Here is a 24,674-nt window from a genome sequence, read left to right on the forward strand (position 1 = left end):
CATGGTGTATAATGCTTCTATGAAAACCGAGAATTTGGGGAAAGACAAACTGTTCCTGTTCGCTTTAAGCACCTGCATCTGGTGCAAAAAACTAAAAATGCTTCTGGACCAGTTGGGCGCGGATTACGACTTCGTGTACGTGGACCAGCTTGACGGCGAGGAAAAGCAAAAGGCCGTGGAAGCCCTTCTGAAACACAATCCCGCCAAATCGTTTCCCACCCTGGTAGCCGGGGGCAAATGCATTATCGGCTATCAGGAAGAGCGCGTGAAGGAGCTTGTCTCAAAGTGCCCCCGGAACAAGTAGACGGCAACGAGGAGCAGGCGCGCCGGCTGGCCGCAAAACTGGCGGGCGACGCCGCCGGCGGCGGCTATTACCTGAACCCTGACGCGGATTTCACACTGGACCTTGCGCGCGGACTGGCGGTCAACCAGCGGCGGTACGGCTATCCCGCCTGCCCCTGCCGCATTGCCGACGGCGTCCGCGAAAAAGACCTGGACATCATCTGCCCCTGCAATTACCGCGACCAGGACATCGCCGAATACGACGCCTGCTACTGCGGGCTTTACGTCTCCAGGGCGGCGGCGCAGGGACGCGCGCCGGTGCGCTCCATACCGGAGCGGCGCCCGGCGGAGCGCGCCGCGGCAAAGCCCGCGCCCGCCGCAGGCGGCGTCAGGGTATGGCGCTGCAAAGTGTGCGGCTACCTGTGCGCGCGGCCCGGCCCGCCGGACGTGTGCCCGGTGTGCAAGGTGCCAAAGGACCGTTTTGAGCAGTTCCATCTGACGGACAAGGAGGGGGTATGACACGCGAGTTGTTCGCTGACAGAAAAGACGCCGCCACCCGGCTGCTTCAGATAATGGCGGCAAACGGCGTGAGGCTGAAAAATCCGATAGTCGCCGCAATCCCCAGGGGCGGCGTCGCCATAGGCTATTACGTGGCCAGAAGCCTCCAGGCCCCGCTGGAGACGCTGGCCGTGAAAAAACTGTCCTCGCCCAACAACCCGGAATTCGGCTTCGGTGCGGTGGCCGGCGGCAGGACGGTGGCGCTAAACACCGCGCTTGTAGAGGAACTGAACATTTCCGCAGACGACGTAAGCCGCGCCATAGACAATGCCGGCGCGGAAGTGCTGCGCATGACCGATATTTACCGCGGCGCGGCGCCGGTTCACGACATCGCCGGGCGCGACGTGGTGGTGGCCGACGACGGCATCGCCACCAGCTACACCATGCTGGCTGCGGTGCGCTGGCTGCGGGGGCGCAATCCGGCCTCCATAACCGCGGTAGCCCCGGTGGCGCATGCCGGCGCGCTCAAGCTGGTGCGCCGCGAGGCCGATGCGGTGTTTGCCGCCGTTACCGAAGACACGGCTTCCCTGGACGTAAGCCGCCGGTACGTCAATTTCTCCCGGCTTGACGATGAGGATGTGCTGGGCTATCTGGAAAAAAGCCGCTGCAACGCGCTTCGCGAAACCGCGGCGGTATAACCGCGCCGTAAAACCATTCCCCGGCCGCCGCCGCGCTTCGCGCGGCGGCGGCCTTTTTCCGCGCGGCAAAATGCTAAACTGATGGCATGAAACTGCATTTTTCCGGCGTGGGCGGCAACGGGATGAGCGCGCTGGCCCAGATGCACGCCATGTCCGGCGACGAGATCTCCGGCTCCGACAGGCTGCTGGACAGGGGCTCCGATAAGCTGCCCATATGGGACTGCCTGTCCGCGCTGGGGGTGAAGTTCACGCCGCAGGACGGCTCCGGCATAAGGGCGGGGCTGGACGCGCTGGTGCTTTCCACCGCCATAGAAAACGACAGCCCCGAAATCGCCCGGGCCCGCGAGCTGGGGGTAAAAACCATCCACCGCGCGGAACTGCTGGCGCGGCATGTGGCGCAATTCAAGACGGCGGCGATAACCGGCACCAGCGGCAAATCCACCACCACGGCGATGGTTTTTGAAATCCTGGAGCATGCCGGCATGTCGCCCTCTCTGATAACCGGCGGGGCGGCGCTGTCGCTGCAAAAGCGCGGGCTGTGGGGAAACGTGTTCCGCGGCAAATCGGATATACTGGTCATAGAAGCCGACGAGAGCGACGGCTCCCTTGTAAGCTACCGCCCGGCCACCGCCGCCATTTTGAACCTCACCAAAGACCACAAGGAAATAGACGTGCTGGCCGGTTATTTCAGGCGGTTCATGGACAACTGCGGCAGAACAGTCGTCAATGCCGACGACCCCGCTCTGGCGGAATTTTCGGCAAAGGCGGCGGCAACCTACGGCTTTGAAAAAGGCGGAATGCGCGCACGCATGACAGGAATGGACGGTTTCTCCTCGCGTTTTGAAATAAACGGCGTGAATTTCGAGCTGAACCATCCGGGGCTGCACAACGCGGCCAATGCGCTGGCGGCCTGCGCGCTTTGCGCCCAGTCCGGCGTGCCGCTGGAGACATGCGCGTCCGCGTTGAAAAGCTTCGGCGGCGTTTCCCGCAGGTTTGAAAGCGCGGGCAGGGCGCGCGGGGTGGAGGTCATAGACGATTTCGCGCATAACCCGGCCAAAATATCGGCCGCGCTGGCGGCGGCGCAGCTGCGCGGCAGGAGGGTGCTGTCTTTTTACCAGCCGCACGGTTTTGCGCCGGTGAGACTGCTCAAACGCGAACTGATAGAGGCTTTCGCCGCCGGGGTCAGAAAAGGCGACATCGTCTGGTTTCCCGACATCTATTACGTTGGAGGCACGGCGGACAAAAGCGTCTCGTCAAAAGAACTGGCCGACGCGCTTTCCGCGCGCGGCACAGACGCCAGATACAATCCCGACAAAAATCGCATAGCCGCCGAGATAGCCGCCGCAGCAGCAGACGGCGACGTGGTCATGGTGATGGGCGCGCGCGACCCGGATTTAAGCGCCTATGCCAAAACCGTGCTTGAGACAGTAGCCTCATCAAATTCTGCCAATTCTTGAAATCCCAAGCGCGGCCAGCGGCGACAGGCACAGCAGCGCTATGACCAGCTGGCTGGCGGGCGCGTCAAAGCGCACAGACAGATACAGCCCCGCCGCCGTGCAGGCCGCCGCTATGCAGGACGATATGAGCATGGCCTTCCCCATTCTCCGCGCCAGCAGCAGCCCCGCGCAGGACGGCGCCACCAGATACGCAAACACCAGCAGCGAGCCCCCCACTTTTGAACCGACAGCCGCCACAACCCCCAGCGCATAGAAAAACGCCAGCTCCCACGCTTTTGTGCGCACCCCCAGCAGCCGGGCCAGGTCCGCGTCCGTAAACACCAGCACAATGCGCGGCAGGAACACAATCAGCGCCAGCAGCGCCGGCAGCAGCACCGCAGCCGACAACGCAAGGTCCGCAGGTTTTGCCACCAGCAGGTTGCCCCACAGCAGGTCCTTGACCTCGTCAAGCCCGAAACTGCTGTAAGAGACCAGCAGTATGCTGCCCGCCCCGGCCAGCGCGAACAGTATGCCCATGACCCCGTCCTGCGATATGCGCCTTGCGCCGGAGGCCAGCGCCAGAATGCTTACGGCCACCGCGGTCGCCGCCACGGCGGCGGACATGGTTATGGCGCCGCCCCATGCTTCGGCGAAAACCGGCATGGAGGCTTCAACATGATGCAGCAGCAGAAGCCCGAAAGCCAGCCCGCAGGCCGCCACCTCCGAAAGCGCCATGCCTACGAAGGTGACGCGCTTGGTTATCACCAGCACGCCAAGCGCGCCGCAAACCGCCGCCAGTATCATGCCGGCGGCCAGCCCCGGGGCGAAAAACTTCCACAATGCGGCCAGTTCAGACATAAGACTCCTTTATTTTCCCCAGCATTGCGCCACGGGCGACGGTTATTTCGCCATGCTCCACCAGCAGGCAGGTGTCGGCATACTTAAACACCGCGCCTATGGCGTGGCAGACAAGCAGCACGCTCATGTTTTTTTCCGAACGCAGGCGGCAGAGATGCTCCAGAATATCCAGCTCGGAGGGTTTGTCCACCTCCGAGGTCGGCTCGTCAAGGCAGATGAGGCTGTGGGAATAGCACAATGCCCTGGCGATAAGAACCTTCTGGCGCATTCCGCCGGAAAGGTCGCGGTAATTCATGTCCCAGCGGCCGTCCAGCCGCACCTCGCGCAGCGCCTGTCTGGCGGTTTCCACGTCCCCGCTGTCCGGCCTTTTGTGCCAGGCCATATGGCCGAACCGCCCCTGCAGCACAACATCGCCCACGGTCAGCGGATATATGGAATCCAGCTTCCAGCCCTGCGGCACGTAGCCGGGAGGATTCCCGCCCAGGTTGAGTTTGACCTCGCCCGCCAGCGGCGGCAGCAGGCCCAGAATGCCCTTGAGCAGCGTGCTTTTGCCCGCGCCGTTGGGCCCCACTATCGGCCAGAACACGCCGCGCGGCACCGACAGGCTGACGTTTTCCAGCACCGGTGTCCGCCCGTAGCCGAAACTGGCGTTGACGCATTGCGCCAGCGGCTGGCCGGCGGCGGCGTCCCCGATGGACGCCGCCGCCGCTACGCCCTGATTGCGGAGGCCGTTCATTTCGCGGCCCCCCCCGCCGCCCCATACCCCGCTTTTCTGAAAGCTTCCAGCACCTGGCCCACGGTGTAATCCCAGCGCTGCTCTATGCTGGCCACGGTTTTTGGGCTGCCGACGGCGGGGGAAATGTCAACCGCCACGGCTCCGGTGTTGCGGGCGAGGGTTTCCACGAATTTCTTCGCGTCCCACGGGTCATAGAGTATGACCCGGCAACCCTGCGCCTTCATTTTCTCCGTAAGGTCGGACAGATACTGGCCCGACGGCGTTACGCCGGGTTTAGGCTCTACGGTGCCGGTCTCGTCCAAACCGTAGCGCTGCGCGAAATAGCGCAGGCTGGAGTGGTAAATGACCACTTTCGCGCCTTTCCACGGAGCCATTGCATCCCGCCAGCGGGCCAACGCTTTCTCATACCCCGCCGCCCACGCGGCCTGATTGGCGGAGTAATAGGCGGCATTGGCAGGGTCAGCCTCCGCCAGCGCGTCTTTTATGTTGACGCTGACACGCAGCATCGCCTGCGGGTCGTAGTTGTAATGCGGATTGCCGGCTGGATGCACATCGCCCTCAAAGCGCGTCAGCTTCCGGTCCGGCACGTCTATGATGTCTATGCCCGGATAGGCATAGAAGTGGCGTTTGCCGCCCGGCACTATATCCCGGTTACGGGACTGCTCCACTATCGGCTGAAGCCACGCTTTGGTAAGCTCAAGGCCCGCTTCAATGAACACATCGGCCTTGCTAAGCTTCATTATGAAGCTGGGCTTCGGCTCCTGGAAATGCGGGTTCTGATACGGGGCCACGAAATTCTCCGAAGAGACTTTGTCCTTTCCTATCTGTTCCGCGAGATAGGAAAAGTCAGACAGGTCCGTATACACCTTCAGCCTGCCTCCGGCGGAGGCGGCGCCGGAGCAGACAAGCAGCGCAAACGCTGCCGCGACGATTGTTTTAAGTCTTTTCATTGCATTCTCCTCAATCAGAATTTATGCGGCGGATGGAAGCCGATTATGAAGGTGGCCTGCACCAGCAACTCGTTGGCGTGCCGCTTCATGCCGTCCTCATTGAAATCGCTGTAGCGGTATTGCAGCCGCCACCGCTGGAATTCAGACGGGGTGTAGGTGAAATAAGCCGAGCCTTCGTAGCTCATGTCGTTATAGCGCGCCGCGGTCGGGTCAAAGAGTCTCTGCCCCGACCAGTCGGCGCGCGCGCCGAAAGCCCAGCGCTTGGGGATGAACTCGTACTCGGCATACGCATAGCCGCCCTGCGGGCTTATGGGCGTGTCGTATACATTGCCGGAGCCGTCCACGAAATGCTGGGTTTCGTTCCACCAGATTTGCTCGGCCTGGGCGGTGAACTTGCGCATATCCGGCCAGACGTAGCGGAATTTGGCGTCCACGCCGCCGAATGTCGTTTTGGACCCGTTCCCGGCGTTTACGCCGCGCGCGAAGTTGCCGCCCACCAGCAGGCTGGCCTCGTCGGACAGCGGGAAAAAGTTAGCCCAGCGGGCTATATAGGCGCGCTTTTTCCAGTCGCCGTTTCCGGTGTTCTCCCATATGCCGGAGGAGGGCGGCGTCATATTCACAGCCTCGTCCGAGCCTATGCGGTCGCCGTTGGCCATGGCGACGGTAAGCTCCGAATAGAGGTCCCACGGGTTTGGCAGCAGCCACGAGCCTTCAACGCCGGTGTCGCCGTATTCCCCGCCGAAGAGACGCTCCAGCACAAGCGGCCTGTCAACCTGCGGCAGGTCATGCGTATGGTAGGTGTTGAGAATGCCGTAGGGCATGAAGAACTTGCCGGCGCGCATTTTGGTTTTCAGCGGCAGCTCAAACAGGGTGGCGTAGGCTTCCTCAACATTCAGCGCCTCGCCGTCGGAGCAGCCGACGAAATCCAGCCGCCCGAAAGCGTCCACGTACTGCGTCGCTATCAGCTCGGCCCCGCGCATTTTGAAGCGGTTGGCGTCCGGCTCGCTTTTGCGGAAGCCGGAGGTGAAGCGTCCGGTGAAATCCATCACCACCCCGATATCGGGGTTCATGGATTGCGTGCCGGCGGTTTTTGTGCCGAAATCCTGCGCCCATAAAACGCCGGGGCAGGACAGAATCAGGCAGAGAATCGGAATCTTCCTCATACACCTCCTTATGCAACTATGGAAGCGGCTTTATCGCAATGCCGCCCATGCGCGCGGAAAGCCGCGCGGGTTTACGCTGCAACCGGTGTGTAATAAGGAGGCGCTCTTCCGAAGTAAGGGAGTGTGCGGGAAAAGAAAACGGCTGCCGTTTGCGGGACAGCCTCCGCCGGCGCGGTTTGAGGTTTTTCAACATGCGGCGCGGCGTCAAGCGAGGCGGACGAGAGCGTCATGCAGACCGCGCAGCCGTCGGAACCACCCTCGCCGTCGCCGCAGCTATGCGCGAATACATGGCCTATGGCCGCCAAAGCCGCCGCGAACAAAACGGCGAAAGCAAGCCTTTTGGCAAGTCTTGTCATTACATCATCACCAGCGCGTCCGGCCTGAGCACCATAAGCAGCCCCAGCAGCAGCATCAGAATTCCGCTTACGGCCTTGAGAACCTTGGCATGGGTTTCCGTCATCCTGAAGCGGCCCAGAGTGAAGACAAAAGCGCCCACTATCGCCGCCAGCGGGATGACATAGGCGATGTTATATATGCCCATGTAGAAATATTTCGCCGCAAAGCCGGTCTGTTTTACGGACAGCACCCGCGTGAAAATGGCGGGCAGGCCGATGGTGCAGCCAAGCTCCACGAGATTCACAAATAGCGCCAGCACTATGGTGGCGGCAACAGCCACGGCAGTGTTCCTCTCGTTGATTATAAGCCGCATTCTGGCCATCAAAGTCGGCTTTGCGCTTTCCGGTATCATCAGCGAAACGCCTTGCTTGAAAAAGAACACCTCTTTGATGTTGACAAGCCCCATCGCCACGGCTATGGAACCCAGAAACGCGGTAATCCAGCGGCTGCCGCCTATGACCAGAAACAGGTTGAACCAGGCCGCCATGAACGCGAAATACACCACAGCGGAGGCCGCCACGAATATGCCCCCCACCATCAGCATTTTCCGGGGCGACTGCGTGTGGATGAGCAGGCTCATCAGCATTACCAGCACCCACATGGCGCAGGGGTTGAGCCCGTCCAGCAGCCCCAGCACGAAGCTGAACTGCGGCATGGACACCGCCGCCGGATTTATGCTGCCTATGAAGGGAACCGCTATCTCCTGCGCGGACTGTTGCGCGGTTTTGCCGGACGCCTCGTCCAGCGCGGCCAGCAGCCCCGCCTCGCTCTGCCCGCGCACGAAACCCACCAGCAGCCTGCCGCCGATAAAAAACGCCGGCACACCCGCCGGCCCGGCCTTGTGCCCGGCCAGATACCCCGCGAACAGTTCCCTGTTTTCCGCGGAGCGTTTTATCTCGTATTTAGAGACCTTCAGCCCCGGATAACGCGCGCCAAGGCCGGAGAGCCATTCCATAGCCTGATGGCAATGCGGACAATCCCAGGCGTAAAACAAAACCACTTCCGGCCCGCCCGCCGCAGGCTGAACCGGCGGCGCGGTTTTTATCTTGGCCGCAGAGGATGCAGGGGAGGGCGCGGTCCCGGAAGACGGCGCATTATGAAAACCGAAAGGGAACAATCCGAAACCCGCCCGCGCATCCGGCGAAGTCCGCGCGGAGTCCGCGCCGCAGGTGCCGGAACTGTTGGCGGAGCAGGAATCGTCCGCCGCCGCGCCGGCGGATTGAAAAACCGCCGCAAAAACGGCTATCGCAAGGACACGTATGAGTTGACCGAGCATATGTTTCAAACCGCCTGCCGCGCCATACGGAACTGCAAAACAGCCTCATCCGCAGCACCGCAAGGCGACACCATATTTTACCCATTTCCGCGCCCGCAGGCGAGTCTTGACCCTGAAAATCAGGCCTTGACTTGTGCGCGGGAAGGGGTATACTATACCAGGAGCACGGTGAAGTTGCAGTGCGGCGGTTCTTGGAACACAGTCTTCTCGGCAATGCGCGTGTGCGCATGTGCGCTGGAGAGGAGTAAGTTTTTTTATTGGAACCGCGGTCGCAAACTGTGCAGCGGGAACACACTTAAGGAGGAGTTATGAACAAACACGGAGCGACGCTGGTTGAACTGCTGGCGGCTGTGGGAGCCCTGGCAGCGATGGCGCTGACTATAGCGGCCATGTCCGGGATGGTGGCGACTTCCAACGCATCCATGGACAAGAACGCGCTTGCCCTCAGCCAGGCAAACGTGGCGCTTGAAACCGTCATAGACGGAGTTAAGAATTCCCCCGTACTGCCGGGTTCCATACCCAAGACGGTGGCACAGATACACACTTGCACAGATGGTCCCAGCCCGGGCGGCGGCTGCAATGCGGCGGAATCGGGAGACAATTGCTTCGGCTACGACCATGCGCAATGCCCCACCCATAATATCACCGTCACCAACTACACCAGAAGCCTGTGCTTCAAGGTGGCCTCCGGCGGGTCCGCTGTTCAGTACATGTCCCCGGACAAGAAAACAATGCAGTCCGTGTTCCTGAAAGACAGCACGGTGGTGCATGCTCCGGACATGGGCAAATACAGCGCCTCAAACCCCGACACCTATCAGGTGCTGGCCAGCAATGTGGGCAAGCTGTCGTTCTCCAGCGGGGCCGATGCGCGGCTGACGATGAGAATATCGCTGGCGAGCGCGTCTTCGTCCTCCTCCAGCGGCAAGAGCCTGTCGGGAGCGTCCAGGAAGGCCCTTTCCGGCTCTGACGGAAGCAGCAGCGACGGAAGCACGACTGCCGCCACGGAGCAAAGCGACCTTCAGACCTCCGTGCTGCCGGACAGCGCCAACGGCCAGACGGCACAGAATGTGGTGAACTAGGTTCCGGGCCGCGCTGTAAAGGAAGGCTCGCTCCGGCGACAGCAGCAGTGGATATTCAGGGCGGGAGCTATGCAAACGCATAGCTCCCGCCCGCGTTGTTTCCCGACACGCGCGCGCGTTCCAGGCAGCAGCAGCGACGCGCAAAGCCGCAGCCCTTCAAATGCTCCGTCATCCGGCGCACGCCGTAGAACGGGGTGTCGGTATACTGCTCGTCGAGAAGCCGCATCAGCGTAATGTCGCGCGGCTTCGGTTCCGCCGGTTTGTAATGCAGCGTCGACCAGCTTATGCCCAAAAGCCGCGCCTGCTGGCGCATGCTTAACCTGAAAACTTCAGTAGCCCGTGCTTTTGCCAATGAAAGCCGGGAATGTTTTTGTGCCTGATTTTAGTGGACACAAATACAGTTATTTCTCGGCAGGAGGCATTGCCGATAACGCCCCTAAGTATTGCCGATATTTTGCCGATAACTGGTAGGCACGGTTTCTGTTGGCGGCGTTTTTGACGGTTAGAATGGAGGCTTCCGTCCATTCCTTGAGGAGCAGCCGAGTCATACGGTCTGATAGTCCCAGCAGCTTTGACACATCACTGGCAGATATGGTCTCCGTCTGCACGAATAGGCCCAATACGGCTCTGGCACGCTTATCCAGTTTACGCAGCGGCCCAGGCTCCGCCTTGATGCCTTTTTGAGCCAAGGCCAAGGCTTCTTTGTGCACCGATTGAAACACCTGCGCTAGAGTCTTGGTAAAATACTCCAGCCAAGGAGTCAGTTCAGCATCCGCGCGGCCTTCGTAGTAGTTATGATGCGGGTGGACCGAAAGCGCATTGTAGTAGCCATTCAGGTCGCGTGCATGGTGTTCTTCCAGCGATATAAAGCCGTTTAGGCCATACCCGCCGCGATGCAGGATAAACGTGGCTAAAAGCCGCGCAGTGCGGCCATTCCCATCGTAATAGGGATGGATAGTGACAAACTGGTAATGAGCCATACCGGCGATTATTGGGGTCGGAACGCCGTCCTTTTCAGCCTTGTTTACCCACTTCACCATGTCCGTCATCAATTCGGAGACATCTTTTGATTCCGGAGGCAAATAGATGATTGCATTGCTTCCGGCTTCGCGTATGACGTTCTGCCCGTCCCGATAAGGCGTAGGCTTGGCGCGCTTGCCATACTCAACGAGCGCGTGGATTTGGCGGATTAGCTCTTCCGTGACTGGCTTACCAGCATCTGCCCATTCCTCAACTCGTAAAAGCGCGTTCCAGTAGTTGCGGACTTCTTTTACATCGCGTTCCCGGCCATGAAAAGAAACCTTGGCGTTTTGCAGGACTTCCTTAGCTTCTGCAAGCGTCAGTCGATTGCCTTCAATACGCGTGGAATAATGGGTGGAACGTAGCCTTGCCTGCTCACGGAGAGCGGTTTCAATAGCAATGGGGATGTGCATGCCGGACAACGCTGCCTTAACAAACCCTATGTCCATTAAGGCCCGCGCTATCGGATTAGTAATGGCAAAATTCGGTTTAAACATGTCTATATATCAGTCTACAATTTTCCCGCAAGCCCAGCCAGCCGACAAAATCATTGAGCGAAACACACGAAAAGGCTCTGGAACAAGGCGGGAACAACTACCGGAAACTTTTTTGTTCCCTTTTCGTTTGTTTCGTGGTTTGATGCCGTTTTCGCTGTCGTTTGCCAAATACACCACGGCTTTTCAAAAAACGGGGGATACCGTATTGATAATTATGCTGGAAAAAAAAGCGGTTTCGGTGTATAATTCTCATATATGCCCGTACTGATGGAAAACGCCAGCACGGATCGCCGGAAATACCAGAGGATAGACACGCTTTATGTGGTGCGCTGCGAACGCGCGCCTTCCGTGCAGGACAACGGCCTGGCCGCAGAATCCGTGACAAAAAATGTCAGCGCGGGCGGACTGCTGTTTGAGTCCCGCATGCCGTTTGCCATCGGCGACCGGCTGGACATGGAAATCAAGTTCCACGGCCCCGACGGCGGGGACGAGAGATGCTCCGCCTCCGGCGCGGTGGTGCGGGTGGAAAGGCTGGACGAATGGAGCTACGACATCGCCGTGTCATTTACCGAAATAGACAATATCGCGCGCTGGAAGCTGATGAAAGCCGTCTACAATGAGCAGCCATAGCGGCGAGGAAATAGAATTCAAATGGGCGGTCTCGTCCCCGAAGCAATTCGGGGATTTTTTACGCGCCGCCGCCGCGCTGGGGGCCGCGTCCGCCCCGCCCCGCCGCGTTAAAAACACGGATTATTATCTGGACACCGCAGGCCGCGCGCTTGAAAAATCCGGCGTTACCTGCCGGCTGCGCGCCTCCTCCGCGGGGTTTGAGCTTACCGAAAAATCCGCTTCAAGAATAAAAGGCGGGCTGGCCCGCCGCGCGGAGCATAATTTCCCGCTGCCCGGCGTAAAGGACGCGCGGGGCGCGCTGGAGCTGATACGCTCGGTTTACCGCCATCCGGCGGCCAGGGGCAGGACACTGGAAACGCGGTTCCGCATTGAAAACGGCAGGCGGCAGTTTGCGCTTTCGCTGCCGGGGAAATTCCGGGCGCAGGCCTGCTTTGACAATGTCATGATTTTCGCCGGGCCCAAAACCGTGGGCATGAGGGAGATAGAGCTTGAATTCAAAAACGGCAGGCTGCGGAAATTCCTGGATTTCTGCCGCGCCGTCACGGAAAAATCGGGCCTGAGCCCCGCCAGAATGTCCAAGGTCGCCACCGCCCGCGCCGCACTGAAATACCTGCATTGAGAGGATACCTATGGAAGCCGCTCTGGATAAAATCAGTTCTTACGTGTGGGGGCTGCCGCTCATAATACTGCTGTTCGGGACGCATCTGTTCCTCACTTTCCGGCTGGGATTTATTCAGAGGCATCTGCTGCGCGCCATCAGGATTTCCTTCAGCTCCAAAAAAGAGGGCGACGGGGAAATATCGCATTTCGCCTCGCTTATGACGGCGCTGGCCGCCACCATCGGCACCGGCAATATCGTGGGCGTGGCCGCCGCGGTGGCGGCGGGCGGGCCGGGAGCGGTGCTGTGGATGTGGCTGACCGGCGTCTTCGGCATGGCGACAAAATATGCCGAGGCGCTGCTGTCCGTCAAATACCGCGTCGCGGACGCACAAGGCCGCATCTCCGGCGGGCCGATGTATGTGCTGGAGCGCGGCCTCGGCTGCAAATGGCTGGGAACGGCTTTTGCCGCGTTCACCGCCGTGGCCGCGTTCGGAATCGGCAACATGGTGCAGTCCAATTCCATAGCCGGGCTGGCAAAGGAAACCTTCAACATAAACCCGGCGCTCTCCGGCGCCGTGCTGTGCGCGCTTACCGCGCTGGTCATTCTGGGGGGCATCAAATCAATAGCCGCAATCTGCGAAAAACTGGTGCCGGTCATGGCAATCGGCTATGTGGCGGGCTGCCTCTACATACTGGCGGCGAATTTCGGCGCGCTGCCGGGGACAATCGCGCTGATATTCAAAAGCGCGTTCTGCGGCCAGGCGGCGCTGGGCGGGTTTCTGGGCGCGGGCGTCAAAGAGGCCATGCGCTACGGCATCGCGCGCGGGCTTTTTTCCAACGAATCCGGGCTGGGCAGCGCGCCGATAGTGGCCGCCGCCGCGCAGACCCGCAGCCCCGTGCGGCAGGCGCTGGTATCCTCCACCGGCACGTTCTGGGACACCGTGGTCATCTGCCTGCTGACGGGGCTTGTCGTGGTCGGCTCCGGGCAGTGGCAGGCGGGGCTAAAGGGTGCGGCGCTAACCAGGGCGGCGTTCGGCTCCATACCGCATGTCGGCGCGTTCATACTCAATTTCGGCCTTTTCACTTTCGTGTATTCCACCATACTGGGTTGGGAGTATTACGGCGAGAAGGCGGTGGAATACCTCTTCGGGCCCAAAGCCGCCTTCCCCTACCGGCTGGCCTGGGTGGCGGCGGTGATGGCGGGGGCGGTGGTGTCCATGCCGGCGGTCTGGGCTTTCGCCGACATCGCCAACGGCTGCATGGCGCTGCCGAATATAATATCGCTGCTTGCGCTGGCCCCCGTCGCCGCGGCGGAGACCAAGAGCTATTTCGCCGCGCCGGACTCCGCGTCGGACTAAATTTGATAAGATTAGCATGAACGGGCCGCCAGGCTCTAAAGGAGACGCGATGAAAATACTCATTCTCGGCGTGAACGGTTTTATCGGGCACCACCTCACCAAAAAAATTCTGGACGCCACCAACTGGGAGGTCTACGGCATGGACCTGTCGGCGGACAGGCTAAAACCCATGCTGGACCACAAGCGCTTCCATTTCGCCGAGGGCGACATCTCCGTCAACCGTGAGTGGATAGAGTTTCACGTCAAGAAATGCGACGCCGTGCTGCCGCTGGTGGCGATAGCCACGCCGAAACTCTACATCAAGGACCCGCTGCGCGTTTTTGAGCTGGATTTCGAGGAAAACCTCAAAGTCGTGCGCTATTGCGTTAACCACAAAAAGCATCTGATTTTCCCCTCCACCTCCGAAATCTACGGCATGTGCCCGGACGAGGAATTTGACGAGGACAAGTCCAATCTGGTCGTCGGGCCGATACGGAACCAGCGGTGGATATACAGCGTCTCCAAGCAATTGCTGGACCGCGTCATCTGGGGCTACGGGCAGAAGGCGGGGCTGCGCTTTACCACGTTCCGTCCCTTCAACTGGATAGGCCCGGGGCTGGACAGCCTCAACGCCGCCAAGGAAGGCTCCTCCCGCGTGCTGACGCAGTTCATGTGGAATATACTGACCGGCAAGCCGCTGCATATAGTAAACGGCGGCGCGCAGCGGCGCTGCTTCACCTATATCTCCGACGGGGTGGACGGGCTTATGGCCATACTCTCCCACAAGGGGGACGACCATATCGGCGAGATATTCAATTTCGGCAACCCGGTCTCCGACATCTCCGTGCGCGAACTGGCCGAGACTCTGATGCGGCTCTACAACGCGCATCCGCTGCGCCCTAAAAACCTGCCCGCGCCGCGCATAGAGGACGTCTCCGAGGAGAATTACTACGGCAAGGATTACCAGGACATGGCGCGGCGCAAGCCGGCCATAGCCAAGGCCCGGCGGATACTGGGCTGGCAGCCGAAAGTGGGTTTTGAAGACGCCGTCTCGCTGACGCTGGATTATTACCTCAAGCTCTATCACGAAAGCCTGTCGGAAACCGAGCTGGAGGATAATGCCGAGCTGTAAAATCTCGCTGAAACTGGATATAGACACGCGCCGCGGAATGGAAGAGGGCCTGCCGCGGCTGCTTGGCCTGTTCGCGCGCAGAAAACTGCGCGCGTCTGTTTTTTTCAGCTACGGCCCGGACGAAAGCGGCAAAGCGGTAAAACGGATTTTCACAAAAAAGGGTTTTCTCAAGAAAATGTTCCGCACCAATGCGGCGAAGCTTTACGGGTTCAGGACCATGCTCTACGGCACGCTGCTGCCCGCGCCGCTTACCGCCGCCGCGCTGCCGGAACTGGTAAAAAGAACCCGCGGCGAGGGGCATGAAACCGGCGTCCATGCGTGGAGCCATGTCCGCTGGCAGGACGAGCTGGACAATCTTTCGCGGGAGGAAATCTCGCGCGAGTTAGAGCTGGCCGTCCGCGCGCACCGCGAAATAACAGGCGCGGAACCGGAAGGTTTCGCCGCGCCGGCATGGCAAATCAGCGCCGCCGCGCTGGAGGCGCTCTCCGGCTACGGCTGGAAATACATTTCAACCGCAAGGGGCAGCGCCCCCGCGCGGTTTGCCGTCAACGGCGCGCCCGCCGCCTTCCCGGAAATACCGACCACAATGCCCACTTTGGACGAAATACTGGCCTGGAACGATATGACCGAGCAATCCGCGCTGGAGCATTTGTCCGGCTGCGCCAAACCGGACGCGCTAAACGTCTACACCCTGCACGCCGAGGCCGAGGGGCTGGCCTATCTTGGTTTTTTTGAAAAACTTCTGGAGCGCTGGTCCGCCGCCGGCTGCGAATTCGCCACCCTGGCCGAAACCGCGCGCGGCATAAACCCGGGCGGCATTGCGGCCTCCCCCCCGAAACGGGGCGAACTGCCGGGCCGGGCCGGAACCGTGGCTGTCTGCTGATATGGACTGCGAAACCCTCTCCGCCAAATATAAAAGCTATATGCCGGACGGGGACGTCGGCCTGCTGGAAAAGGCGTATCTTTATTCCGAGGAGGCGCATTCGGCGCAGAAGCGCGCCTCCGGCGAAAAATATTTCATCCACTGCTACGCCGTGGCAGACATACTGCTGGATTACAAGCTGGACCTGCCCACCGTCTGCGCCGCGCTGCTCCACGACGTGCTTGAGGACACCGCGATATCGGTGGAGCAGTTCCAGAAGGAATTCGGCGAGGAAATCACCCGCCTGGTGCAGGGCGTAACCAAGATAGAGAAATTCAAATTCTCCTCAGCCGACGAGGAAACTGCCGAGAACTGGCGCAAGATGCTCATGGCTATGGCGGCGGACCTGCGCGTTATCCTGATAAAACTGGCGGACCGGCTGCACAACATGCGCACGCTGGAATACCTGCCGCGCGAGCGGCAGGAGGCCATCGCATACGAGACCATCACCCTCTACGCGCCGCTGGCGCAGCGGCTGGGAATGTTTGCGCTCAAGGCGGAACTGGAGGATTTGTCCTTCCGGGCCCAGCACCCGCAGGAATTTGACGACCTCTCCCGCCAGCTGGAAAGCACGCAGCAGCACAGGCTGCAAATCCTGGAAAGCTTCAAAGCGGAGCTGGAAAAGCATCTCGCCCAGCACGGTATCCCGCACCGCGTGCTGGCGCGCACTAAAAACGCCTATTCGCTCTACCGCAAGATGAAAACCCAGAGCCGCTCCTTTGAAGACATACAGGATTCGCTGGGCGTGCGGATAATAACCGACTCCGTGGCGGACTGCTACGCGCTGCTGGGCTTTGTGCATTCGTATTTCAAGCCGGTGGCCGGCTCTTTCACCGACTATATCGCGCTGCCCAAGATGAACCTTTACCAGAGCCTGCACACCACGGTGGTTTCCTCCACCGGAAATATCGTGGAGGTGCAGATACGCACCGAGGAGATGCACCGCACCTCCGAATACGGCATAGCCGCGCACTGGCGCTACAAGCTGGGCAAGGCGGGCCGCGACGCGCATTTTGACGAGAAAATCAACTGGCTGCGCCACTGGATAGAATGGCTGCAGGACCTGACCAGCCCCCGCGAATTTCTGGAAAGCCTGCGCACCGACATGGAATTGCAGCAGGTGTTCATATTCACCCCGAAGGGCGAGGTGAAGGCGCTGCCCAAGGGCGCGACCCCGCTGGATTTCGCGTTCATGGTGCATTCGGAAGTGGGCGAGCATTGCTTCGGCGCCAAGATAGGCGGCAAAATGGTGCCGCTGGATTACGAGCTTAAAAGCGGCGACATCTGCGATATTCTGACGCGCAAAAACAGCTCGCCCCGGCCCGACTGGCTTAAAATGGTCAGGACGGGGCGCTCGCGCTCCAAAATCAGGAAATACCTGCGCGAGCATGGTTTGGGAGAGGAGGTCTAATGAATAAAAGCGAGGCGGATTTGCTAGCGGAAGCAGCCGCGATATGCGGCAGAACCCCGGGGATGCCGCAGCCCCCGCCGCCCGGAGTTCCGCTCACCCCCCAGGCGGAAGCCGCACTGATATCCTCCAGATGCTGGAGCTGCCACTGCATCATAAGCATCTCGGACAACTACTGCCGGCACTGCGGCAAGGGCCAGGGCGACAATATCCCGTGGCGGTACAAGCACCAGGGAATAATATTCTACACGCTGATTATCGGCCCGTTCTCGCTTGTTTTCGTGTGGAAATCGCCGCTGCTGTCCAGAACCGCCAAAATAGTCTACACCGTGCTGCTCTGCGCCGCCACCTGGTTGCTGTACACTAAAATCAAGGACGCCGTTTACACGGCTATGTCGGCCTACACCGGCTCCCCGGACCTGTTCAGCGGCGGAATGTAACGCCCCTCAAAATCAAAGCCCCCATCCGCCGCTGGCGGACGGGGGCGCTGTTTTGCAGACTCAATATCAACTGGGCGGATTGCCCACCACGCAGATGCTGGTCGAGCTTTTGCCGTAGCTTTTGACTTCCGCGAAGATCTTCTTTGACGCCTCCAGCGAAACGCGCACGCAGCCGTGCGAGGCCGGGCGGCCCAGCTTGCTCTCGGACTCGGTGGCGTGAACGGCGATATTGCCGTTGAAAAACACCGAATTGGGCATGGGCGCGTTGCCGTAAAGCGATGAGCGGTGATGCGCGTCCAGGAAATCCGGCCTGTAGCATCTGCCGCTGCCGGGGGTGCGGTGGCCCTTCACGCCGGAGGATATAAGGAACCGCTCGCTAATCGTGGGCGAGACTATGGTCAGATTCTGGTCCGAGAGATTGACCAGTATCCGCACGCTGGCCCGCTGCGCCTTGTCATTGGGGATAAGCTGCCGGACAAGCGGCTCCTCATCAAGCCCGAAGGCGGCGCCGACTTCCCAGGGGTCGCGCTCGTCTATAAATCTGCCGGGGTTGGCAAACGCCTCGCGGCGCAGCCGCTCAACCGCGGAAGGCTCCAGCTTGAAACCCTCCACAGCCTCGCTCATGCCGGGCACATCCGGCGCCTGCCATTTTTCGCCGCCGGGCAGCAGCCTTGACGCAACTCCGGCTTTGCCGCCGTCAAAAATTCCCTCAACCGCCTGCGCGCGCGCCGCGGGAACCGCAACGGCGGCAATGGCCGCGCACACGACAATTTTAACGATAGTTTTCATTCATGTCCTCCCTTGTGATGTAAATTATCGCACAAGCCCGTTTTGCGCGCATGAGCCTAAAGTCCCATGCCGGTTTGGTATGGACGGGAGGGCGCGGCGTTTTATATAATAAATGGAGAGAGGTAGACTGCAATGAAATCAGGCATTCATCCGAGATATGTCATATCAACCGTAACCTGCGCTTGCGGCAACAGTTTTGTCACCCGCTCCGTGAAACCGGAGATAAAGCTGGACATTTGCGCGGCTTGCCATCCGTTCTTCACCGGCAAGCAGAAGCTGCTCGACACCGCGGGCCGCGTGGAGAAATTCCAGAAACGTTTCGCCGCCACCGAGGGCAAAACGATAGTGCGCGAGAAAAAGGCCGCCGTCGTGGTCAAGACCGGCGTTACCAAGGCGCGCAGCCTTAAAACCACACCGCACGCCAAGCCCATGGACGCTAAAGCCGCCAAGGCCGCCAAGAAATCAGAAAAGAAAGCTGCCAAACCGGACTCCGCGCCCGCGCCGGCAAAATAGACGCATTCCGCCGAACCGCCCGCTTTTCATGAAAGCGGGCGGTTCGGATTTTTTAGAGCCTGTCTAAAATCTTCATTCGTCGCGAAACCGGCGATTTCGGCCTGCGGCGAAGCGGCGCGAGGCGCGCGCACTGCTGAGAAGCCGTGCGTAAGCCGAGTGCCGCGAAGCGGCAGGCCGAAATCGCCGGTTGCAGCAGAATACGGAGAGTTTAGACAGGCTCTTATGGATACTTCCCGTTTCATAGCGGAATGCAGGGATATAGAAACCAAACTCTCCGCCGGCAATATCGCGCCGGAGGAGTTTGCCGCGCTGTCAAAGCGGCACGCCTGGCTTAAACCGCTTTCCGACAAGCTGGCCGCTCTGGCCAAACTGGAAAGCGACATTGCCGGCGCGCGCGAGATGGCCTCCGGCCCGGACCGGGAACTGGCCAAACTCGCCGCCGAGGATATAGCCCTGCTGGAAGCCGAAAAGCCGCCGCTTGAGGCGGAAATCAAGACCCTGCTCATCCCGCCGGACCCCAAAGACTCCAAAAGCGTCTATCTGGAAATCCGGCCCGGCGCTGGCGGCGACGAGGCCGCGCTATTTGCCAGCGAACTGCTGCGCGCCTATACCCGTTTCGCGCAAAACAAGGGCTGGAAGGCCGAACTGCTGGAATTCACGCCGGCGGCAACGCCGAAAGGCTGCAAATTCGCCTCGCTTTATATAAAGGGCGAGGGAGCCTATTCGCTGCTGCGCGAGGAGGGCGGCGTCCACCGCGTCCAGCGCGTGCCGGACACGGAAGCGTCGGGGCGGGTGCACACTTCCACCTGCACGGTGGCCGTCATAGCCGAGGCCGACGATGTAGACATCGTCATCAATCCCCAGGATTTGCAGCTGGACACCTGCCGCGCCGGCGGCGCGGGCGGACAGAACGTAAACAAGGTGGAGACCGCCGTCCGAATCACCCATCTCCCCACCGGCATAGTGGTGCAGTGCCGGCAGGAACGCTCGCAGGGCCAGAACCGCGAGCGCGCCATGAAAATGCTCAAGGCCAAGCTGGCCGCCATAGCCGAGGAAACCAAGCAGCGCGAACTGGCCGCCGCGCGCAAGACGCAGGTCGGCACCGGCGACCGCTCCGAGAAAATCCGCACCTACAATTTCCCGCAAAGCCGGGTAACGGACCACCGGCTGGAGCGATCGTGGCACAACATAGACGAGATAATGGAAGGCAGCTTTGAAGAGATTTTTGACGCCCTCAGAAAAGCCCGCGTTGAGGAAAGGCTCAAAGAGCTGCAATGAGCTTCTCCGCGAAGGCGCGCTCCGCCTGCGCTCCGCCGGCATAACCGAGCCGGAGCAGAATGCGCAGTGGCTTTTGTCGCTGGCGGCGGGCATTCCCCGGCTGAATCTGCTGGCATTCAGCCATAACATCCCCCCCCGGCAATCCGCGGAATTTTTCAGGCTGATAAAAAAGAAAGCCTCCGGCCTGCCGCTGGCCTATATCGCGGGGGAACAGCCCTTCATGGGCATGAGTTTCCGCATAAGCCGCCATGTCCTGATTCCCCGGCCTGAAACCGAGGGGCTTGTGCGGCTGGCCCTCAAAATCCTGCCGCCGAAGGCGGACATCCTTGAAATCGGAACCGGCAGCGGCTGCATAGCCTGCTGCCTGGCAATGGCGAGGCCGCGCGCGCAAATAACCTCCTGCGACATTTCCGCGCGCGCGCTTTCCGTGGCCGCCACCAACGCGCGCGCGCTGGGCTGCGGAGTGCAATTCATCAAAAGCGATTTGTTTACGCGCGTAAAAGGAAAATTTGACGCAATCATCTCCAACCCGCCTTATGTCAGGACCGGCGATATCAACGCCCAGCGGGAGCTGGAATACGAGCCGCGCGCGGCATTGGACGGCGGGGCGGACGGGCTGGACTGCATGCGCAAAATCGCGGCGCGCGCAGCCGGATTTATAAATCCCGGAGGGTTTTTGCTGCTTGAAATCGGCTATAATCAGTGGGAAGCCGTCCGGCGCATGCTGGCTGCGGGCGGCTTCGGGAAAATCCGCGCGTTCAGGGACGATTGCGGGATAAAACGTTTTGTCATGGCCAAAATCTGATGGATGCGTTCATAATCAACGGCGGCGCGCCGCTAAAGGGCGGGGTAAAGGCGGACGGCTCCAAAAACGCCGCGCTGCCGGCATTGCTGGCCTCCTTGCTGACCGACGGGGAATGCGCCGTCTCCGGCATGCCGCCGCTGCGCGACATCCGCACGGCCCTGCGGCTGCTGGAGGCCCTGGGCAAAAAAACGGTTTACGAAAACGGCGCGGCGCGCATACTCTGCGGCGGCAAAACCGCCACGGACGCGCCCTACGACCTGGTAAAGCAGATGCGCGCCTCCGCGCTGGCGGCGGGGCCGCTGCTGGCAAGGTTCGGGCGGGCGCGCGTTCCGCTGCCCGGCGGCTGCGCCATCGGCCTGCGCCCGCTGGACATTCACATAAAGGCTTTTGAACGGCTGGGCGCCAGCGTCCGGACACGGGACGGCTGCCTGGAACTTTCCGCCCGGAAACTGGAAGGCGCGCGCATAAAATTCCCCTTCCCCAGCGTGGGCGCCACTGAAAACGCCATGCTCTGCGCCGCGCTGACCCCCGGTCTTACCGTGCTGGAAAACCCCGCGCTGGAACCGGAGATAGACGATTTGATTTCCTGCCTCAACGGGATGGGCGCCTTCATCCGCCGCGAGAAAAACGGGGATATTTCCATAAACGGCGTCAAAAAGCTGCGCGGCGCAAACCATGCCGTCATGCCCGACAGGGTGGTTGCCGGAACCTGCCTTGTGGCCGCCGCGGCCACCGGCGGGGAAATAGACATCTCGGATTGCAGGCCGCGGGACATGCGCGCGCTGCTGGCGGCCCTGGCCAAATCCGGCGCACGGATAAAGACCGGCGCAAATTCGGTATCGCTGAAAGCCCCCAAAAGCAGGCCGCTGCCGGCGGGCATAACAACCAGGCCGCATCCCGGATTCCCCACCGATTTGCAGCCGCAGTGGATGGCCTACATGTGCCGCGCCGCCGGCTGCTGCCGGGTGCGCGAGACCATATTTGAAAACCGCTTCATGCACGCCGCCGAACTTGCGCGCATGGGCGCAGACATTCGGGTGAAGGGAAACTGCGCCGCCATAAGCGGCGCGGCGCGGCTATCGGGCGCGGAGGTGATGTCGTCTGACCTGCGGGGCGGGGCCGCGCTGGCCGTGGCCGCGCTGTCCGCCGGGGGCCGTTCCGTGGTGCAGCGGGTGTACCACATAGACAGGGGCTATTTCCGGCTGGAAAACACATTTTCCGCGCTGGGCGCGGACATAAGGCGGGTGAACTTATGAACGAGAGAATGAAACTGCTGTCCTCCATAATCAGCAAACTGCGCGCGGCGCTGCCGGAAGGCGAGGCCGCGCTGTGGCAGGCCTTCATCAAAGCGATGAGCGAGGCTTTCCGCTGCGAGGCCGCCAGCTACTTCAAGGCCGATACCGAACACCGGACGCTGACGCTGCAATACGCGCTGGGCGTCTGCGCCGGAGAGGTAACCGACATGACCATAGGCTACGAGGGCGTGGTCGGCTCCGCGGCGATAAACCTCAAGCCGATAATAGCAAACGACGTCTCCAAATCCCCCGAATTCTGCGACAAGCTAGACAAGTCCACCGGCTTTCAGACAAGGGCCGTGCTGTGCGCGCCGGTTATAAACACGGGCGAGCTGATGGGCGTTATAGAGCTTATAAACCCGCAGTCCGGCTCGTTTACCGACGCGGATATGGAACTGGCAGGATTTCTGTGCCTTTCCGTGGCAAGGGCAATTTCGGAAATGCGCAATTCGCCCTGAGAACCCGCCAGGAACTTCCGCCTCCCGCCGCGCGCGGAGCGCCCGAAATTAAAAAACCGACATTAAAAGAGGCGACATTATGGGGACTGTTTATTCCGACATAAGCCGCACTGCGGGACATACGCCGCTGGTGCGCATCAACCGCCTGACGGAAAATTCCGGCGCGACCGTGCTTGCGAAGCTGGAATCGCGCAACCCGCTTTCCAGCGTCAAGGACCGCGTGGGAGTCGCAATCATAGACGATGCGGAAAAGCGCGGCCTTATAAAAAAAGACACCGCAATAATAGAGCCCACCAGCGGCAATACCGGCGTCGCGCTGGCGTTCATTTGCGCGGCGCGCGGATACCGGCTGATACTGACAATGCCAGACACCATGAGCGCCGAAAGACGGCAGATTCTCAAAATCCTCGGCGCAGAGCTTGTGCTTACCGAAGGCGCCAAAGGGATGAAGGGCGCGGTGGAAAAAGCCGAAGATCTTAACAAAGCCATCTCCGGCAGCATCATCGCCGGGCAGTTTTCAAACCCCGCCAATCCCGAAATGCACCGCAACACCACGGCGCGTGAAATCCTGGACGATACCGGCGGCAATGTGGACTATTTCGTCGCCGGAGTGGGTACCGGCGGCACGATAACGGGGGTGGGCGAGGTTTTGAAGGCGAAAAACCCGGCGGTAAAAATAGTGGCGGTGGAACCGGCGGATTCCCCTGTGCTTTCCGGCGGCAGGCCCGGCCCGCATAAAATACAGGGCATAGGGGCGGGATTTATACCCGCGGTGCTTAACCGGAAAATAATTGACGAAATCGTAACTGTAACCGCCCCGGACGCCGGCGACACCGCGCGCCGCCTGGCCCGGAAAGAAGGCATTCTCGCCGGCATTTCCGGAGGCGCGGCCATGTGGGCGGCATTGCAAATCGCGCAAAGGGAGCAGGCCCGCGGCAAAACCATAGTAACCGTGCTGCCGGACACTGGCGAGCGTTATCTTTCCACTTGGCTGTTCGGCAATGCCGCATAGCGGCTCCGGTCATTGTAAAAAAAACTGTTTCGTGGGATAATATGCCAAACGGAGGCAATTCATGACAAAATCAATCATAATGGCGGCGCTTGCCGCTTTCGCCGCGCCCGTGTGCGCGGCGGCAGGTCCTGCCGCAGGCGTCCCGGCGGCATTGAGCATAACCCGTTCCGGCATAGCTAAAACGGAAGTGTCAATGCCCGGCGCGCCGCGCGCCGCGGCCAACCCGGAGGCCGGACTGGCCTTCGCCAGAAACGTAATCACGCTCAAGGCGGCGCATGCGCCCGCCTCCGGCAAGGCCACCGTGGTAGCCAGAATAAAGTATCCCCCGCTGCGCGACGTGCATCTGACACCATCTATTGGCTTTACCGCCGCAAAAAAAACAGAGGTATACGTTTCCGGCGCGGGAGCGTCCAACTGCGTGTCCTCCGCCCATAACTGCGACGGGGTGAACAAGTATTACGTCATATTCAACACATCCGGCAGGATATTCGGCGCCAATGCCTATCATCTGGCGACTTCCGGCAGCAAAGATATCCTGTTTCCGGGAGAGACGGAGCCCTGCACGGTCAGCATCCAGCCGGACATATTCACGCCCGCAAACAGCATCGTGGACGTAACGCAGAACGGCAGTTCGCTGTTCCGCGCCACAGCCAAGCAGGTGGGAGAGGCCGTGTCCGCCAAAGGCACGCAATTGACGCTTAGCCAAAAATACGTCCTGTTCTACGGCACCGACTTGCTGGAGGACCAGTATCTGGACGTGCATTTCGCCGGCAAGGACAAGACGTCTTTCATATTCGTCCCCGCCGCCGACGCCATGAAGAACTACTTCATGCCGGAATCCGCGGTTACCCGGGAAGGCGTCACCTTCCAGGGCTTTGAAAGCGGCTATATATTCAGGAAGACTGCGGACGGGTATCTGGAAATACTCTCCCGCTGAAATGTTCCGCACGCAAAACGCAAAGCGCGCGCCCGCACGGGCGCGCGCTTTGCGTTTTGCCAGGAAACTGCAGTTGGACAGCGGAATATTCGGCGGGCGGTTCAGCATTTTCTAATTGAATAATGAGCCTGAAATCTCTCGTCGTGGCTCCGTCGGGATATTTTTTGCCATGCCTCCCGTTTTGATTGATTTTACCGTGTCTTTTTCCTCCGCTTCGCGCAGAATTCTG

The 24,674-nt window shown here is 60.5% G+C and carries 28 protein-coding genes and 1 pseudogene; 20 read left to right on the forward strand and 9 right to left on the reverse strand.

What is annotated here, in order from left to right; genetic code table 11:
* Positions 1-19: 19 nt before the first annotated feature.
* From WC421_09395 to WC421_09410, 4 genes are all read left to right on the forward strand, one after another.
* Positions 20-304 (forward strand): glutaredoxin family protein, encoded by a 285-nt coding sequence (locus tag WC421_09395; GenBank protein MFA5162448.1) that lies wholly within the window; start codon positions 20-22, stop codon positions 302-304.
* Entirely contained in the window at positions 286-801 is a 516-nt protein-coding gene (locus tag WC421_09400; protein MFA5162449.1) for a ferredoxin-thioredoxin reductase catalytic domain-containing protein, read from the forward strand. The genes WC421_09395 and WC421_09400 overlap by 19 nt, the downstream gene beginning before the upstream one ends.
* Positions 798-1,478 carry a phosphoribosyltransferase family protein gene (locus WC421_09405; protein MFA5162450.1) on the forward strand — a complete coding sequence of 227 codons (681 nt, stop codon included), beginning with the start codon at positions 798-800 and terminating at the stop codon, positions 1,476-1,478. The genes WC421_09400 and WC421_09405 overlap by 4 nt, the downstream gene beginning before the upstream one ends.
* Before the next feature lie 86 nt (positions 1,479-1,564).
* A complete protein-coding gene (locus tag WC421_09410) occupies positions 1,565-2,935 on the forward strand; it encodes a Mur ligase family protein (protein MFA5162451.1) in 1,371 nt (456 codons plus the stop codon).
* On the opposite strand, the gene WC421_09415 is transcribed toward WC421_09410, so the two are convergent.
* The 6 genes from WC421_09415 to WC421_09440 form a co-directional block, all read right to left on the reverse strand.
* Positions 2,915-3,772 (reverse strand): metal ABC transporter permease, encoded by an 858-nt coding sequence (locus WC421_09415; GenBank protein ID MFA5162452.1) that lies wholly within the window; start codon positions 3,770-3,772, stop codon positions 2,915-2,917. The two genes, WC421_09410 and WC421_09415, sit on opposite strands and share 21 nt — an antisense overlap.
* Complete coding sequence (locus WC421_09420; protein MFA5162453.1) at positions 3,765-4,508, reverse strand: ATP-binding cassette domain-containing protein; 744 nt, start codon at positions 4,506-4,508, stop codon at positions 3,765-3,767. The genes WC421_09415 and WC421_09420 overlap by 8 nt, the downstream gene beginning before the upstream one ends.
* Positions 4,505-5,458 carry a metal ABC transporter substrate-binding protein gene (locus tag WC421_09425; GenBank protein MFA5162454.1) on the reverse strand — a complete coding sequence of 318 codons (954 nt, stop codon included), beginning with the start codon at positions 5,456-5,458 and terminating at the stop codon, positions 4,505-4,507. The genes WC421_09420 and WC421_09425 overlap by 4 nt, the downstream gene beginning before the upstream one ends.
* A gap of 14 nt (positions 5,459-5,472) precedes the next feature.
* Positions 5,473-6,621: a hypothetical protein gene (locus tag WC421_09430; protein ID MFA5162455.1), complete on the reverse strand. Its 1,149-nt coding sequence runs from the start codon at positions 6,619-6,621 to the stop codon at positions 5,473-5,475.
* Positions 6,622-6,692: 71 nt separating this feature from the next.
* Positions 6,693-6,977 (reverse strand): hypothetical protein, encoded by a 285-nt coding sequence (locus WC421_09435; protein ID MFA5162456.1) that lies wholly within the window; start codon positions 6,975-6,977, stop codon positions 6,693-6,695.
* A complete protein-coding gene (locus tag WC421_09440; GenBank protein MFA5162457.1) occupies positions 6,977-8,293 on the reverse strand; it encodes a hypothetical protein in 1,317 nt (438 codons plus the stop codon). Before WC421_09440 ends, WC421_09435 begins: the two co-directional genes overlap by 1 nt.
* Before the next feature lie 308 nt (positions 8,294-8,601).
* Here WC421_09440 and WC421_09445 point away from each other — a divergent pair, with 308 nt between their 5' ends.
* A complete protein-coding gene (locus tag WC421_09445; protein ID MFA5162458.1) occupies positions 8,602-9,372 on the forward strand; it encodes a hypothetical protein in 771 nt (256 codons plus the stop codon).
* 67 nt (positions 9,373-9,439) lie between these two features.
* Here WC421_09445 and WC421_09450 read toward each other — a convergent pair whose 3' ends face one another.
* Positions 9,440-9,685: a hypothetical protein gene (locus WC421_09450; protein MFA5162459.1), complete on the reverse strand. Its 246-nt coding sequence runs from the start codon at positions 9,683-9,685 to the stop codon at positions 9,440-9,442.
* Between the two features lie 88 nt (positions 9,686-9,773).
* Positions 9,774-10,841, reverse strand: a complete 1,068-nt coding sequence (locus tag WC421_09455) for a Fic family protein (GenBank protein ID MFA5162460.1) — start codon at positions 10,839-10,841, stop codon at positions 9,774-9,776.
* Between WC421_09455 and WC421_09460 the strand changes: the two genes are divergently transcribed.
* From WC421_09460 to WC421_09495, 8 genes are read left to right on the forward strand one after another with little or no spacing between them, the layout of a single operon-like run.
* Positions 10,834-11,157: a hypothetical protein gene (locus WC421_09460; protein MFA5162461.1), complete on the forward strand. Its 324-nt coding sequence runs from the start codon at positions 10,834-10,836 to the stop codon at positions 11,155-11,157. The two genes, WC421_09455 and WC421_09460, sit on opposite strands and share 8 nt — an antisense overlap.
* Positions 11,145-11,519 (forward strand): PilZ domain-containing protein, encoded by a 375-nt coding sequence (locus WC421_09465; protein MFA5162462.1) that lies wholly within the window; start codon positions 11,145-11,147, stop codon positions 11,517-11,519. Before WC421_09460 ends, WC421_09465 begins: the two co-directional genes overlap by 13 nt.
* Positions 11,506-12,138 (forward strand): CYTH domain-containing protein, encoded by a 633-nt coding sequence (locus WC421_09470; protein MFA5162463.1) that lies wholly within the window; start codon positions 11,506-11,508, stop codon positions 12,136-12,138. Before WC421_09465 ends, WC421_09470 begins: the two co-directional genes overlap by 14 nt.
* 10 nt (positions 12,139-12,148) lie before the next feature.
* On the forward strand, positions 12,149-13,477 hold the full coding sequence (locus WC421_09475) for a sodium:alanine symporter family protein (protein ID MFA5162464.1): 1,329 nt from the start codon (positions 12,149-12,151) through the stop codon (positions 13,475-13,477).
* 49 nt (positions 13,478-13,526) lie between these two features.
* Positions 13,527-14,588, forward strand: a complete 1,062-nt coding sequence (locus WC421_09480; protein ID MFA5162465.1) for a bifunctional UDP-4-keto-pentose/UDP-xylose synthase — start codon at positions 13,527-13,529, stop codon at positions 14,586-14,588.
* Positions 14,575-15,471, forward strand: coding sequence for a polysaccharide deacetylase family protein (locus WC421_09485; GenBank protein ID MFA5162466.1), 897 nt, complete (start codon positions 14,575-14,577; stop codon positions 15,469-15,471). The genes WC421_09480 and WC421_09485 overlap by 14 nt, the downstream gene beginning before the upstream one ends.
* 40 nt (positions 15,472-15,511) lie before the next feature.
* Positions 15,512-16,921: a RelA/SpoT family protein gene (locus WC421_09490; protein ID MFA5162467.1), complete on the forward strand. Its 1,410-nt coding sequence runs from the start codon at positions 15,512-15,514 to the stop codon at positions 16,919-16,921.
* Positions 16,921-17,358 carry a hypothetical protein gene (locus WC421_09495; GenBank protein ID MFA5162468.1) on the forward strand — a complete coding sequence of 146 codons (438 nt, stop codon included), beginning with the start codon at positions 16,921-16,923 and terminating at the stop codon, positions 17,356-17,358. Before WC421_09490 ends, WC421_09495 begins: the two co-directional genes overlap by 1 nt.
* A 66-nt stretch (positions 17,359-17,424) precedes the next feature.
* Here WC421_09495 and WC421_09500 read toward each other — a convergent pair whose 3' ends face one another.
* The gene (locus WC421_09500) at positions 17,425-18,147 is read right to left on the reverse strand and encodes a L,D-transpeptidase (protein ID MFA5162469.1); all 723 of its coding nucleotides are present in this window, start codon (positions 18,145-18,147) and stop codon (positions 17,425-17,427) included.
* Positions 18,148-18,279: 132 nt separating this feature from the next.
* Here WC421_09500 and rpmE point away from each other — a divergent pair.
* From rpmE to WC421_09535, 7 genes and pseudogenes are all read left to right on the forward strand, one after another.
* Positions 18,280-18,468: pseudogene (rpmE, locus tag WC421_09505) on the forward strand (50S ribosomal protein L31).
* Positions 18,469-18,882: 414 nt separating this feature from the next.
* Positions 18,883-19,938: a peptide chain release factor 1 gene (prfA, locus tag WC421_09510; GenBank protein MFA5162470.1), complete on the forward strand. Its 1,056-nt coding sequence runs from the start codon at positions 18,883-18,885 to the stop codon at positions 19,936-19,938.
* A complete protein-coding gene (gene prmC / locus WC421_09515; GenBank protein MFA5162471.1) occupies positions 19,910-20,743 on the forward strand; it encodes a peptide chain release factor N(5)-glutamine methyltransferase in 834 nt (277 codons plus the stop codon). Before prfA ends, prmC begins: the two co-directional genes overlap by 29 nt.
* The gene (murA, locus tag WC421_09520; protein MFA5162472.1) at positions 20,743-21,999 is read left to right on the forward strand and encodes a UDP-N-acetylglucosamine 1-carboxyvinyltransferase; all 1,257 of its coding nucleotides are present in this window, start codon (positions 20,743-20,745) and stop codon (positions 21,997-21,999) included. Before prmC ends, murA begins: the two co-directional genes overlap by 1 nt.
* Positions 21,996-22,496, forward strand: coding sequence for a GAF domain-containing protein (locus WC421_09525; GenBank protein MFA5162473.1), 501 nt, complete (start codon positions 21,996-21,998; stop codon positions 22,494-22,496). Before murA ends, WC421_09525 begins: the two co-directional genes overlap by 4 nt.
* A gap of 79 nt (positions 22,497-22,575) precedes the next feature.
* Entirely contained in the window at positions 22,576-23,508 is a 933-nt protein-coding gene (gene cysK / locus WC421_09530; protein ID MFA5162474.1) for a cysteine synthase A, read from the forward strand.
* A gap of 61 nt (positions 23,509-23,569) precedes the next feature.
* Entirely contained in the window at positions 23,570-24,445 is an 876-nt protein-coding gene (locus tag WC421_09535; GenBank protein ID MFA5162475.1) for a hypothetical protein, read from the forward strand.
* The last annotated feature ends 229 nt before the right edge of the window (positions 24,446-24,674 follow it).

The organism is Elusimicrobiales bacterium, from assembly GCA_041651175.1.
In the GTDB taxonomy this organism is placed as follows: Bacteria; Elusimicrobiota; Elusimicrobia; order Elusimicrobiales; family Elusimicrobiaceae; genus JAQTYB01.